The sequence below is a fragment of the Gordonia sp. 'Campus' genome, from assembly GCF_022206305.1.
GTDB lineage: Bacteria > Actinomycetota > Actinomycetes > Mycobacteriales > Mycobacteriaceae > Gordonia.
This window is the reverse complement of record NZ_JAKOIW010000008.1, coordinates 1-15,411: the sequence shown is the minus strand read 5'-3', so window position 1 is coordinate 15,411 and position 15,411 is coordinate 1. Positions and strand designations below refer to the sequence as shown.

The window sequence follows — 15,411 nt, the reverse complement described above, 5'->3', positions numbered from 1 at the left end:
GAGAACAGAAGACACGGGGGGAACGGGGAACAGAGCACGAGACAGTAGGCGACGAAGCGAGATGGAGGCCCGACAGTGACCGATGTGGTTCATGTGGCGACGATGTCCGATGTGCCGGCCATCGTGTTCGGTCCACGTCGGGTCGGCTACGCCGAGTTCGGCGCGCGCGTCAACTCCCTCGCCCGGTACCTCATCTCGCTCGGCGTCGGACCCGACGTCGCCGTCGGCGTCGCCATCCCGCGTTCGGTCGAGCTGCTCGTCGCCGTCCACGGCATCGTCGCCGCCGGCGGACACTACGTCCCGCTCGACACCGAGGCCCCGCTGGAGCGCACGCGGTACATGCTCGAGACCGCCGGTGCGCGACTCGTCCTCGTCGCCGCGGGCTCCCCGTCGCCCCTGCCCGAGGACGCGACCGTCGTGGTCCTCGACACCGACGCCGACATCGACCTCGCGACGCCCGCCGTCACCGACGCCGAACGGCTCACGCCGCTGCATCCCGACGATGCGGCGTACACCCTGTTCACCTCGGGCTCGACCGGACGTCCCAAGGGGGTCACGGTCTCCCACCGCGCCATCGTGAACCGGCTCGAGTGGATGCGCGACTGGTACTCGATCAAGGACTCGGATGTCTTCGTGCAGAAGACGCCGATCACGTTCGACGTGTCCGTGTGGGAACTGTTCCTGCCGTTCGCCGTGGGCGCGACACTCGTGGTCGCCGAACCCGACCGGCACGGCGACCCGCGGTATCTCGCCGAACTCATCGCGGCCGAGCGGGTGTCGGTGATCCACTTCGTGCCGTCGATGCTGTCGGTGTTCCTCGACGTCCTGGGTGACCGCGTCGCCGAACTGTCGTCGTTGCGGCTGACGTTCACCTCGGGTGAGGCTCTGACGGCCACGGTCGCGCAGGCGCTGGTCGCCGCGCTGCCCGACGCCGAGTTGCACAACCTGTACGGTCCGACCGAGGCGGCCGTGGACGTGACCGCGCATCAGGTGCGCGCGGGGGAGACGTCGGTCCCCATCGGTGTGCCGGTCCCCAGCACCACCACCTTCGTCCTCGATTCGCGCCTGCAGCTCGTGCCCTCGGGGGTGCCGGGGGAGCTGTACCTGGGCGGTGTCCAGCTCGCGCGCGGGTACGCCTCGCGTGCCGGCCTGACCGCCGAGCGTTTCGTCGCCAATCCGTTCTCCGCGGACTCGCCCGGTGACGCCGGCTTCGGCGAACCCGGCGAGCGGCTCTACCGCACCGGCGACCTGGTCCGCTGGAACGCCAGGGGACAGCTGGAGTACCTGGGCCGCACCGATTTCCAGGTCAAGCTCCGCGGGCAGCGTCTCGAGCTCGGCGAGGTCGAATCCGTCCTGATGTCGGCCCCGGGGGTGTTGCACGCTGCCGCATCGGTGACGACGGTCTCCGGACAGTCGCATCTCGTCGCGTACGTCTCGCCGGAGTCCGTCGACCTCGACGCCGTCAAGGCGGTGGTGGCGCAGGCCCTGCCGGCCTACATGCGGCCCAGCGTGTGGATGACCCTCGACCGGCTGCCGCTCAACTCGGCGGGCAAGGTCGCGCGCCGTCAACTGCCCACCCCGGAGCTCACGGTCGAGGAGTTCGCGGCACCCGAATCCGATGTCGAGACGTCCATCGCGGCGGTCGTGGCCGACGTGCTCGGCGTCGACCGGGTGAGCGTGACCCAGTCGTTCTTCGACCTCGGCGGCAACTCGCTGTCGGCGGCGCGGGTGGCGGCGCGGGTGGCCGACCTCCTCGACGTCGACGTGTCCGTCGGCGACCTGTTCGATGCGTCGTCGGTGCGGGAGTTGGCCGCGCTGGTGTCCGGACGCGGGCGCAGCGTCCCGCGGGTGACCGCGATGCCCCGCCCCGACCGGCTCCCGCTGTCCACCGCACAGAGCCGCATGTGGTTCATCAACCAGTTCGACACCGCGTCGCCGGCCTACAACATCCCGATGGCCCTGCGGCTCACCGGCGCACTGGATCTCGCGGCACTCCAGGAAGCGGTCGGCGATGTCGTCGCCGCCCACGAGATCCTGCGGACCACCTACCCCAGCGACGAGCAGGGTCCCGTCCAGCTCGTCACCGACGCGGAGACGGCACGTGCCCGGCTGGACTGGCGGGTCGCGGAGTCCGAGCTCGACCTGTTCGAGTCGGCGACAACCGGATTCGATGTCGCCGCCGACTTCCCGCTGCGCGGCCGGGTCCTGCGTCGCGGGGACGACGCGGTCGATGTGGTGCTCACCGTGCACCACATCGCCTTCGACGGTGAGTCCACACCCGTGTTCGTCCGCGACCTCCTCGCGTCGTACCTGCATCGCACCGCCGGTGGACCGGCGGTCTCCGCGCCGGCCGTCCAGTACGCGGATTTCGCCCTCTGGCAACGGGAGTACCTGGGCGCGGCCGACGATCCGGGTGCGCCGATGGGCCGCCAGCTCGATCACTGGCGCCAGGTCCTCGCCGACCTGCCCGCCGTCACCGATCTCCCGATGGACCGGCCGCGCCCGGCAGTCCTGAACACCGCGGCCGCCGTCGAGTCGGTGACCGTGGACGATGCCCTCGCCGCCGCTCTCGAGCGACTGGCACGCGACCACGACGTCACGTTGTTCATGGTCCTGCACGCGGCGCTGGCCGTCACCGTGGCCCGGCTGGCATCCACTCGCGACGTCGTGATCGGGACACCGGTCGCGGGTCGCCCCGACGCGGCCCTGCACGACCTCGTGGGCATGTTCGTCAACACCCTCGTCCTGCGTACCGACGTCGATCCGGCGTCGTCGATGAACGACCTCGTCGCCGCCGTGCGCGCGGCCGATCTGGATGCCTTCGCCCACGCCGACGTCCAATTCGACGACCTCATCGAGGAATTGGCCCCCGAGCGGTCCACGGCCTACCCGCCGCTCGTGCAGATCGCCTACACACTGGTGTCCGCGGCCGGGCGGCCCGAAGAGATCGACCGCGTCGAGATGTCGGGCCTGAGCGCCGAACCGCTCGGCGTGGCCGATCCGATCGCCAAGTTCGACCTGACCGTCTCGGTCACCGAGCGCACCCCGTCATCGCCGATGCGTGCCGACTTCCTCTACGCCACCTCGCTGTTCGACGCCGCGACCGTGCGCCGGTTCACCGATGTCTGGCTCCAGGTGATCGCGTCGATGGCCACCGATCCGGCACTGCCGGTCGGCGACATCGACATCGTCGGCATCGATGCCACCGCGTTGAGCGCCCCCAGCCGCAACTCCGTCGGCGAGACCGCACCCGCTGCCGACGGCGGGATCACCGTGCCGGTGCCACTGCCCGACCTGCTCGCGCGCCGCGACCTCGACGCGGACCGTCCCGCGCTCATCAGCGACGGCGTCGAGATCTCCTATGCCGATTTCGAAGCCCGCACCAATCGGGTGGCACGCCAACTGATCTCGCGGGGCGTGGGCGCGGGGGACGTGGTCGCCGTGGGACTCGAACGGTCCATCGGCTCGGTGGTCGCCGTCTTCGGCGTCGTCAAGACCGGCGCTGCCTATGTTCCGATCGACCCCGCGTATCCGAGCGACCGCATCGCCTACATGGTCACCGATTCCGGAGTCCGACTGGGGATCACCGACACCCCGACCCGCGAACGCCTCGGCGAGTCGTCGTGCGAGTGGCTCGACCTGGACACGCTCGAGCACCCCGCGACGCCGGGCCATCCGGTCGGTGACGACGAACGCCGCGCCCCGGTCCGGCTCGACGACCTCGCCTACCTCGTCTACACGTCGGGTTCCACCGGCCGCCCGAAGGCCGTCGGCGTCACCCACCGGGGTGTCGCGAACTTCGTGGACGCACTGGCCGAGGTGACCGGGACGCCCGCGCAGGCACCCGACACCCGCGTCCTGCACGTCGCATCGCCGAGCTTCGACGCCTCGGTGTTGGAGATGATGTGGTCGATCGCTCTCGGGCACACCCTGGTCGTCGCGCCCGCCGCCGAGTACGCAGGCGACGCGCTCGGCCGAATCCTGGAGCGTGACAGGGTCACCGACACCCTGATCACCCCCACGGTGCTCGCCAGTGTCGATCCGCGGCGAGGCCGCTTCGTCCGCAACCTCGTGACCGGCGGCGAGGCCTGCCCGCCCGAGCTGATCGCGCGGTGGGCCTCCCCGGACGCGGGTCGGCGGATGTTCAACTTCTACGGCCCGTCGGAGGCCACCGTGTGGGCGACCACCGGCCGGTCGGAACCGAACCGGCCGGTGACCATCGGCCGCCCGGTGCGCGGTTTCGCGGCCTATGTTCTCGACGGTCGTCTGCATCCGGTGCCGCAGGGCGTCGTCGGTGAGCTCTACCTCGCGAGTCCGGACTCCCTGGCGCGCGGCTACCTCGGCCGGCCCGACCTCACCGCCGCGTCGTTCGTCGCCGACCCCTTCGCCCGCGAGGCCGGTCGCCGCATGTACGCCACCGGCGACCTCGTGCGGGTCACCGCGGCGGGCGAGATCGAATTCGCCGGCCGCGCCGACCACCAGGTCAAGGTCAACGGCCAGCGGGTGGAACTCGGCGAGATCGAGACCGTCCTCGGCGACCAGCCGGGCGTGGCCTCGGTCGTGGTCCTCGGCGTCGACGACGACTCCGGCCGCACCCGCCTCGTCGCCTACCTCGTCGGCGACGAGACCGTCGCGACGGATGGCCTGGACGCCGACGCGGTCCTCGCGGGCGCCTCGGATCGCCTTGCCGGGCACATGATCCCGCACCACGCCGTCGTACTGCCCGAACTGCCCGTCACCCCGGGCGGAAAGCTCGACCGGCGTGCGCTGCCCGCGCCCGAGTTCAGCACGCCCGCCGACGGATACGTCGCACCGGCGACCACGGGCGAGGAGACTCTCGCGGCGATCATCGCCGGGCTGCTCGGCGTCGACGCCGTCTCGGTCACCGACTCGTTCTTCGCCCTCGGCGGGGACTCGATCATGTCCATCCAGCTCGCCTCCGCGGCCAAGGCCGCGGGACTGTCGTTGTCCCCGCGGGAGATCTTCGAACAGAAGACCGTTCGCGGGATGGCACGGGTGGCCGCGGCGGGCGACGCCCGGCCGCCGATGCTCGCCGAACCCGAGGGCGTCGAGACCGGTGATGTCGTCCTGCCGCCGATCGTGTCGTGGCTCGTCGACGCAGCGCGGACCCCCGCCGATCTCGCCGACTTCAACCAGTCGATGGTCCTCACCGCCCCGGCCGGCCTCACCGTCGCGCATCTCGGTGAGGTGCTGGGCGCCGTGGTCGACGCCCATCCCATGCTCGCCGCGCGGTTGCAGATGGACGACCGCGGCGCGACCCTCACCACCGGAACACCGTTCGACGCCGACGCGTCGATCGCGACCCTCTCGGTCGACTCCCCGGCGGGCACAACGGAGTTCACCGCGGCGGTGACCGCCGCCCACGCCGAGGCCGCGCAGCGTCTCGACCCGGCTGCCGGACGTCTCGTCGCCGCCACGATCGTCTCCGATCCCGCCGGCGCCGGTCGTATCGTGCTCGTCGTCCACCACCTCGGCGTCGACGCGGTCTCCTGGCCGATCCTCATCGAGGATCTGCTGACCGTGCACGCCCAGCTGGCCGCCGGGCAACCCGCGGCGGTCCGTGCCGAGGAGACCTCTCAGCGCGCATGGCAGGCCGCGCTCGCCGGGCAGCTCGGCGCGCGGGCCGGGGAAGCGCGGTACTGGCTGGACCGTTCGCCGTCCGCGACCACCGACTTCGGTGCTCCGCTCGATCCCGATCGTGACCGCTACGGCACCCTGTCGTCCCTCGTGCACCGCATCGACCCGGCGATCGCCGAACCGCTGACGACCGTTGTTCCCGAGGCGTTCTCGGCATCGGTCGTGGACGTGCTGATCGGTGCGCTGGCCCGGGCCGTCCGGTCGTGGCAGCGCGACCGTGCGATCGTCGACGAGACGCCGGTCACCGTCCTCACCGAGGGTCACGGCCGATACGAGGAGGTGCTTCTCGACGGCGAGGACCCGCGTCGCGCGGACCTGTCCCGCACGGTCGGATGGTTCACCTCCCTCGCGCCCCTCCTGATCGACCCGGCCGACGACGCCGTGCACGCGGTCAAGGCGGCCAAGGAAGAACGACTCGGCCTGCCGGGCAACGGTATCGGATACGGGTTGCTGCGGTATGCCGCCGATGAAGTCGATCAAGTTGCCGCGCAACTCCATTCGCGACCGCTGCCGTCGATCGCGTTCAACTACCTCGGCACACGGGGAGCGACGAGCGGTGCGGGCCAGACGTCGACCGCCCAGTCGGTGTCCCCCCAGTCGGATGCGGCACAGTCGGATGCGGCACAGTCGGGTGCCACGTCGGCAGCGGACGCCTCGACGACCGCCTTCCTGCCGGCTCCCGACGCGCCGTTCCTGCCGGCCACGGTGTCACCGGGTGTCGCCGCGATGAGCGTCCTGACCATCAACGCCAGCACCGGCGCGTCATCGAGCGGTCGCGTGTTGTCGGCCAACCTGCAGTTCCCGGAGGCGATCCTGTCGCACGCCGATGCCGGCGACATCGCCGCGCGGTGGACCGATGAGTTGGCCGAGCTCGTGCGGATCGTCGGGGAGGGGGCCGATGTCGGCCCGTCGCCGTCGGACGTACCCGGCGCGGACGTGACGCAGGCTGATCTCGACGCTGTGGCGCAACGATTCCCGGGCGCCGAGATCTGGGCGTTGTCACCGCTGCAGCGTGGTTTGTACTTCCAGTCGCAGCTGGCCGGCGACGACGAAGTCGATGTCTATGTGACGCAAGCGGTCCTGCATCTCGAGGGCGATGTCGACCTCGATCGGCTGCGCGGTGCCGTGGTGTCCTTGCTCGATCATCACCGCACCCTCAAGTCCGGTTTCGTGCGCGTGCCGAGCGGGGGTGTGGTGACGGTCGTGCCGCCCACCGTCCCACTTCGTTGGCGGGTCGTCGACGTTCCCGCGTCGACGGAAGCGCAGGTTCGGGCACAGGTCGAGGAGATCTCCGCAGCCGAGCGCACCGAACCGTTCGATCTGGCCGATCCGCCGCTGTTGCGCGCCGTCATCGTGCGCCACGCGGAGGGTTCGAGCGTGGTGATCACCAACCACCACATCCTGTTCGACGGATGGTCGGGCCCGCTGGTGCTGGCCGACCTGCTCGCGCTGTATGCGACCGGAAGCCCGTTCACCGGTCAGGGTGCCGCGCAGCGGACGGACTTCGCCGATTACCTCGCGCGCATCGCCGAGACCGACGTCGCGGCCGGGCTCGCGGCCTGGGCGCGGGTGCTGGCCCCCGTGGACAGCCCGACGCTCGTGGCCCCCGGCCTCACCGGCACATCCGTCGACTCCGAGACCGGAGACTCGGCGACACAACATCTTCCGCGTGAACACCGCTGGGTACTCGACACCGGCCTGGTCGCCGGCCTCGAACGCACGGCGCGGCAGTCGGGGTCCACCGTGGCCACCGTGCTGCAACTGGCGTGGGCCGTATTGCTGTCGCGGCTCACCGACAACCGGGTGGTGACGTTCGGCGAGACGGTGTCCGGCCGTCCCGCAGGCCTCGACGGCGTCGAGTCGATGGTGGGGCTGTTCATCAACACGTTGCCCGCCGTCGTCGACGTGGATCCCGACGCCACGATCGCCGAGGTCCTCGGCCGCTTGCAGGCCGACAAGACGGCGGTCCTGGACCATCAGCACATCGGCCTGCCCGAGATCCTCACGCACGTCGGCCGGCCCGCGCTGTTCGACACCTTGACCGTCCACGAGTCGTACCCGGTCGACAACGACTCGCTGGCCGGCGGGGCAGCCAATGCCGCGGTGGGACTGGCGATCCGCGACGTCGAGGTGTCCGACGCGACGCACTACCCGCTCAATCTCGCGACCTCGCCGAGTGCGGCGGGCATCGCGGTACGTCTGACGTATCTGCCGGACGCCTTCGACGACGACGAGATCGCGGTCTTCGCGCGTTCGCTCATCCGCATCCTGCAGACCATCGCCGAGGACGCGCAGGCGCGCATCGCCGACATCCCGGCGATGTCCGGACACGACGAGTCCCTGCTCGACACGTGGTCGTCCGGTCCGGACCTCGCGCTTTCCGGAACGCACGTCGCCGACCTGCTCCTCGAGCGTGTCGCGGCATCGCCGTCCGACGTCGCCGTGGCGACCGCCTCGGATTCGCTGACCTACGACGAACTGGGCAGGCGCGTCAGTGTTCTCGCCCGCCGGCTCGTCGAGCTGGGGGTGGGTCCCGAGGTCGCCGTCGGCGTCTGCATGCCGCGTTCGGTGGAGATGATCGTCGCCGTCCACGCGGTGCTGGTCGCAGGCGGCCAGTTCGTCCCGATGGACCCGCAGGCGCCCGCCGACCGCATCGACTACCTCGCCCGCACCGCCGAGGTCGCCGCGGTGCTCATCGCCGACGGAGACCGGCCCGCGGGGATCGACGCGCTCGACGCCGGAGTGCACGTCGAGGCCGTCGGAACCGGGCCCGCCGCGACCGGGGTCGAGCCGTTCTCCCCGTCCGAACGCCGGGCGCCGGTCGCGGGAGACAACCCCGCGTACACGATCTTCACGTCGGGTTCGACCGGCCGCCCCAAGGGGGTCACCGTCGGACACACCACCTTGCGTTCGCATCTCGAACACGACCGCGCCGATTACTCATTCGGCCCCGGCGACGTGTTCCTCCAGGTCCTCGAGCTGACCTTCGACCCGTCGGTCGGCGAGATCCTGCGGCCCCTGCTCTCGGGCGGGCGCCTCGTCGTCATGGCCCCCGGCGAACACCGGGACCCGGTCGCGGTACTGCGCTACCTCGCCGACTTCGGCGTGACCTCGGCGACCCTGGTTCCGTCGATGCTCGCGGTTCTCACCGAGGTCGCCGATCCCGCTCGGTTGCAGCAGCTCTCGCGACTGCGTTTCCTCCACACCGGTGGCGAGGCGCTGCCGGGGAGCGTCGCTCGGACGGTCCGTGAACGGATCCCGCACGCGCCGATCAGCAACCAGTACGGGCCCACCGAGGCGACCATCTACGCCACGGTGGCCCGGGTCGGCGGCGACGAGGTCTCGATCGGACGGCCCGTGGCCAACACCACCGCGCTGGTCCTCGATCACCGCCTGCGTCCGGTGGCCCCGGGATTCACCGGAGAGCTCTACCTCGGCGGGCTCCAGCTGGCCCGCGGCTACACCTCCCGTCCGGCCCTGACCGCGGAACGCTTCGTCCCCAACCCCTACGGTGCGCCGGGCAGCCGGCTGTACCGGACCGGTGACCTCGTCCGATGGCGATCCGACGGCGAACTGGAATACGAGGGCCGCACCGACTTCCAGGTGAAGCTGCGCGGTCAGCGGATCGAGCTGGGGGAGATCGAGTCGGCGCTGACCTCCGCACCCGCGGTGGTCCATGCGGCGGCGGCGGTCGTCGAGACACCCGCCGGCCAGCAGCTGGTCGCCTACCTCGCCCCGGCGAACGTCGATCTCGACGCCGTCAAACACTCGGTGGCGCAAGCGTTGCCGGAGTTCATGCGACCCGGCATGTGGGTGTTGCTCGACGAGATGCCGCTCAGCAGTGCCGGAAAGATCGTGCGTCAGGAACTGCCCGCTCCGACTGTCGACGCGGCGGCCGTGGTCCCGGTGGTCGGCGGGCGTGAATCCGCGGTGGCCGCGGTCTTCGCCGAACTGCTGTCGATGTCGCCGGAGAACGTCGGCGCCACGACGAACTTCTTCGACATCGGCGGCAACTCGCTGTCGGCCATGCGGGCCGCGGCGCGTGTCTCTGATGCGCTCGGCGTCGAGGTGACGGTGCGCGACGTCTTCGAGGCGCCCACCCCCCGCCTGCTCGCCGAGCGTCTCGGCGGGCGCGGGGGCGGGCTGGCACCCGTCGTCGCCGTGCGTCCTCGCCCGGACCGCATCCCGCTGTCGTACGCGCAGCAGCGGATGTGGTTCGTCAACCGCTTCGATCCGTCCCTCGCGGCGTACAACATCCCCGCGGTGTTGCGCCTGCGCGGCGACCTCGACCCCGATGCGCTGGGTGCCGCGATCGCCGACGTGGTCGCGCGGCACGAGGTGCTGCGCACGACCTACCCGGAGATCGACGGCGAACCGGTACAGCTCATCGCCGGTGTCGCCGACATCCCGTCGAGGCTCGACCACGAGTACGCGACCGCCGGTCCGGACGACTGGGGCCGGGTCGTGCTCGACGCGGTCACCACCGGCTTCGACCTCGCGGTCGACTGGCCGGTCCGGACCCGGCTGCTGGAGATCGGCGGCGACGACGCGGGCTCGCGGGAGTTCGTCCTGGCGGTCGTCCTGCACCATGTGGCCTCCGACGGAGAGTCGTTGGCGCCGCTGGTCGCCGACCTCACCACCGCCTACCTGGCACGAGCCGCCGGCGCCGAGCCGCGGTTCGAACCGCTCGCGGTGCAGTACGCCGACTTCGCGATCTGGCAGCGTCGGGTGCTCGGCGACGTCGACGATGAGTCGTCCGCGATCGGCGGCCAGCTCGCCTACTGGACCGCACAGCTGGCCGGGATGCCGGATCTGCTGGAGCTGCCGACCGACCGTCCGCGGCCGCCGGTGGCGTCGCAGCGCGGAGCGCGGGTGTCGTTCACGATCCCCGCCGAGACCACCCGACGGATCGACACCGTCGCCGACGAGTACGGCGTCACCCCGTTCATGGTCATGCACGCCGCCCTGGCGGTGCTGCTCTCCGATCTGGCGGGCACCGACGACGTGGCCGTCGGCACGCCCGTCGCGGGCCGCGGCGCCGAGGTGCTCGACCCTCTCGTCGGCATGTTCGTCAACACGCTCGTGCTCCGGACCGCGCACGCACCGCGCGACACGTTCGGCGACGTCCTCGGACGTGTCCGCACGGTCGATCTCGATGCGTTCGCCCATGCCGACGTGCCGTTCGAGACGCTCGTCGACCGACTCAACCCGACCAGGTCCGAGGCGTTCGCGCCGCTGACACAGGTCTGGCTGACGCTCGACCAGAACGCGGTCCCCGAGCTCGCCGGCACGCATCTCGGCGCGGATCTCGGTGGTGTCTCGGTGACCCCGCTCGACCCGGGCGAGGTACCGGCGAAGGTCGATCTGCTGTTCTCGGTGTCCCGGTCGGAGGCCGGGCGCCCGTGGTCGGCGGCGCTGCAGTATGCCACCGACCTCTTCGAGGAATCGACCGCTACCGGGCTCACCGCGCGCCTCGTCGGCCTGCTCGACGCCCTGACCGCGCGTCCCGGGGAGCCGGTGGCCGCGGCGTCCATCCTCCTCGAGGGTGAGGCGGAGCGTCTGCTGCCGGTGCAGACCGGAGCGGCCGCCGAGCCGGTGCTGCTCAGCGAGCTCTTCAGCGCGGCGGGAACGCGATTCCGCCGCCGCACCGCCGTGGTCGACGCGACCGGTGCGACCCTGTCCTACTCCGCGCTCCACGCGCGATCGAATCGCCTCGCGCGCTGGCTGATCGAACGCGGGGTCGGCGTGGAGACCCTGGTCGCCCTCGCCATTCCGAGGTCGGTGGACCTCCTGGTCGCGATCTGGGCCGTCGCCAAGACCGGCGGTGGATACGTGCCGATCGACCCGGACTATCCCGCCGAACGCGTCGCGACGATGGTCGAGGACTCGGGCGCCCGGCTCGGACTGTCGATCACCGCGGTGGGCGAACTGCCCGACGAGGGCTTCGACTGGATACGGCTCGACGAGCCGGAGATCGCGGCCGGGGTGGACGCCACACCGGACGCCGAGATCGAGCCGGCGGAACTGTCGGGCCCGGTCCGGACCGACAACATCGCCTACGTGATCTACACGTCGGGGTCCACCGGTCGGCCCAAGGGCGTCGCTGTGTCCCACTCGGGCCTGCGGAACTTCGCGCTGGCGAAGTCCCGCGCCCTCGAGACCGAGGACGGCGTGGTGGTCCTCGGTTTCGCATCGCCGAGCTTCGACGCATCCGTGCTCGAGTACCTTCTCGCGACGGTCAACGGCGGCACCCTCGTCTACCGGCCCGCGACCGCGGTCGGCGGCGAGGCCCTGCAGGACTTCATCCGGCAGCACGAGATCGCGACGACCTTCCTCACGCCGTCGGTCCTCTCGACGCTGGATCCGTCGACCCTGCCGAGTCTGCAGGCGGTCTCGGTGGGCGGCGAGGCCGTGCCGCAGTCGGTGATGGACGCCTGGTCGCCGTCCACCAGGATGCACAACGGGTACGGCCCCACGGAGACGACGATCATGGTGGCGGTGGGTGAGCGCGCCGTGCCGGGCGACCCGGTCCGCCTGGGCGGTCCGCTGCCCGGTGTCGAGTTCCTCGTCCTCGATGCGCACCTGCGGCCGGTTCCGGTCGGCGTCGCGGGTGAGCTCTACGTTCTCGGGTCCGCGCTGTCCCGCGGATATCTCGACAAACCAGGGCTCACCGCGTCCCGGTTCGTCGCGAGCCCGTACGCGGGCGCCGGACGGCGGATGTACCGCACCGGCGACGTCGTGCGCTGGCGCGAGAGCGCGTCGGGCAGCCTCACCCTGGAGTACTCGGGCCGCAGCGACGACCAGGTCAAGCTGCGCGGACTGCGCATCGAACTGGGCGAGATCGAGGCCGTGCTGCGCTCGGCTCCCGGTGTGCGTTCCGCGGTCGTGCTCGGTGTCGGGGCATCGGGAGAGCCGAGTTCGTCGCCGTCGTCGCTCGCCGCGTACGTGACCGGCGACGGGATCGATGTCGACGAGGTCCGCGGGCTGCTCACCCGCAGGCTGCCTGCACACATGGTCCCGGCCTCGATCACGGTGGTCGACGAGTTCCCGCTGACCCCGGTCGGCAAGCTGGACCGGGCTGCGCTGCCACGTCCCGAGATCGTCGCCGAGGAGTTCGTCGAGCCGGCCACCCCGGTCGAGCAGGCCATCGCCGACGCCTACGCGGAGATCCTCGGTGTGGAGCGGATCGGTGCGCGCGACAGCTTCTTCGACCTGGGCGGCAACTCGCTGTCGGCGACGCGGGTGGCGGCCCTGCTCCGCGAGCGCAACGGCTTCGACATCGAACTCGGGTGGTTGTTCAACGAGCCCACGGTCCGGGGTCTCGCGCGCCGCGTCGCGGAGGGCAACGACGTCAGCAGCGACGTCGTGATCACCCTGCGCGGGGAGGGGACCCGGCCGCCGCTGTTCTGCGTGCACCCGGCAGGTGGACTGGCCTGGTTCTACGGCGGCCTCGCGCCCCATCTGCGAGATCGCCCGATCTTCGGTCTGCAGGACCCGCACGTGGTCACCGGAGAGCCCAGCGTCACCGATGCCCGCGAACTCGCGCGACGGTATGTCGAGGAGATCCGTCGGGTCCAGCCACACGGTCCTTATCATCTGCTCGGCTGGTCGGTGGGCGGCGTGATCGCCCACGCCATGGCCACACACCTGGTCGAACTGGGTGAGGACGTCGCGTACCTGGGCATCATGGATTCGCGGCCGGAGGACGAGCCGATCGTTGTCGGACACGAGGGACCGCGCGGCGAGCCCACCGCGCCTGAACCCACCGCGTCTGAGCCCACCGCGTCGGGGGCCGCCACGGAGGCCCCGGACACGGCCGAGACGACAGCGCCCATCGAGCCGGATGCGTCCACGGTCGTCGACGTGCTCGGCGGGTGGCGCGATCTGTTCGATCTCGGTGACGACGTCCAGGCGTCCACGGGCGAGGAGGTCACCGCGATCATCCGCGAACAGATCTCGGGTATGGGTCTGCTCGCCGAGGACCAGGTGGAGCGGATTATGGACAGCTTCGAGTCGTCGACGCAGGTCGTGCTGGACTATCGGCCCGACGTGTACGCCGGGGACATCCACGTGTTCACCGCCACCGAGGACAAGGACGATCCGGCCGCGCTGGCAGCGGCCTGGCGTCCGTTCGTCACCGGTTCCATCGACAACGTCGACGTCGCCACCCACCACCTCGGGATGGCGAACGCGGACGCACTCGCCGTGGTCGGCCCGGCGCTCGACGCGCAGCTGTCGCGAGCCGACGAGTCGAGCCGCACCGTGGACGCCCACGAACCGTCTCGAGGAGGTGGACCGCGGCCGCTGACCGGCGAGGATGTCCCGGAATGAGGGGCATCGCGTGACATGATCGACAAGACAACAGCTAGGTTCTGACGAAAGCAGTGAACCGGCCGCTCACCGAGACGGCCCGGCACGACAACAGCAGGTGGGTGACCCAGTCGCCGCGCCGACGGAGAAAGGACGCACATGACGAATCCATTCGACGACGAGGACGGCCGCTTCTACGTACTCGTCAACGACGAGAACCAGCACTCGCTGTGGCCGACGTTCGCCGACATCCCGGCCGGCTGGACGAAGGTCTTCGGCGAGGACAGCCGCGCAGCGTGCCTGGAGTACGTCGAGCAGAACTGGACCGACCTCCGGCCGAAGAGCCTCATCGAGGCCATGGAAGCCGACAAGAAGACCGACGCCTGATCCGTCCCGGCGAGGACGGATTCGGGCGACGCGCACGGATTGCCTCGAATGTCGGGAGAGTTGCGCATGGGTAACAGGTCAAGAACCGGCCTACTGAGCCCCTGTCGCAACTGCAGTCACAGCCGTAACATGAAGATGTGCATTGTTACGAGAAATGTTGTGGAATATCCCACACATGTTGAACCAGTGTTCTGCTAGCCGAGTGGGGTAGGGCACACTGGGTTGAAGGATCGTAGAGGGCCCGGGTCAGGGGAGGCGCGGGTACTGCGATCGACGCTCCACGGGCGGGAAGGCAGTAAATCATGGACCAGCTACTGGACGACATCCAGACTCGAGGGGCGATCACGCCCCATCTGACCGCAGTGCGGCTGGGCGATGAGGCCCTCACCTACGGTGAACTCGCCGATCGCGTCGAAGACTACGGAACCGTGCTTTCCGAGTTCGGTATGTCGGACTCCTCGGCGTTCTACGCCGCGCTGATGCACTGCATGCCGTCGCTCGTGGACATCGACCCCGTCGATGCCCGTCTCCAGGTCATCGGAGAGATCCACGCATGGCTCGGCCGGGAACGCGGCGAAGTCGCCTCCGTCCGCCCGCGCCTGCGCGCCGTCAGCTAGCCGGGCCTGAGCGCTTCGACCCGGTTCACGCCGAGTCAGGTGCTCGACTGGACTACTGCACCCACCTACGACGAGACCCGCCATCGGCGGGTCTCGTCGTCTTTGTCTGTGTTGTCGCCGGCCCTCGGCGCCCAGCCGCGTCTACAGACCGGCGAGCAAGAGCACGAGGAAGAGGATCGGACCGCCCACGATCATGCTGCCCGTGCCGGCGATGATGCCGGTGACGGCCCGACCGGTTCCCTTGCGGTCCGCGGGCGCTCTGCGCACCTGCCGGATCGCAATGGCACCGGACACGACGGCGACCAGCCCGAGCACCGCGCCCAGGCCCAGTGCGAGCGTCAACGGGAGGGAGATCAGGCCGGTGGTCAACGCGAGCGACGCCGCCGGCGTCACGGTGCGGCGCATGGCGGGTCGCGTCAGGTAAGGGGCGGGTCGGGGC

Annotated in this window: 3 protein-coding genes and 1 pseudogene; 3 read left to right on the top strand and 1 reads right to left on the bottom strand. The window is 70.6% G+C overall.

Translation table 11 applies throughout. The features are described 5' to 3' along the window. Positions 1–75: 75 nt before the first annotated feature. The 3 genes from MAY35_RS10805 (at position 76) to MAY35_RS10795 (ending at position 14,972) form a co-directional block, all read left to right on the top strand. Positions 76–13,989: a non-ribosomal peptide synthetase gene (locus MAY35_RS10805; RefSeq protein WP_238421308.1), complete on the top strand. Its 13,914-nt coding sequence runs from the start codon at positions 76–78 to the stop codon at positions 13,987–13,989. Between the two features lie 138 nt (positions 13,990–14,127). Then, positions 14,128–14,355 (top strand): MbtH family protein, encoded by a 228-nt coding sequence (locus tag MAY35_RS10800; protein ID WP_238421307.1) that lies wholly within the window; start codon positions 14,128–14,130, stop codon positions 14,353–14,355. A gap of 302 nt (positions 14,356–14,657) precedes the next feature. Next, entirely contained in the window at positions 14,658–14,972 is a 315-nt protein-coding gene (locus tag MAY35_RS10795; protein WP_238421306.1) for a hypothetical protein, read from the top strand. A gap of 141 nt (positions 14,973–15,113) precedes the next feature. Here the strand turns inward: MAY35_RS10795 and MAY35_RS10790 are convergent. After that, a pseudogene (locus MAY35_RS10790) lies at positions 15,114–15,411 on the bottom strand (DUF4190 domain-containing protein); the annotation flags it as partial.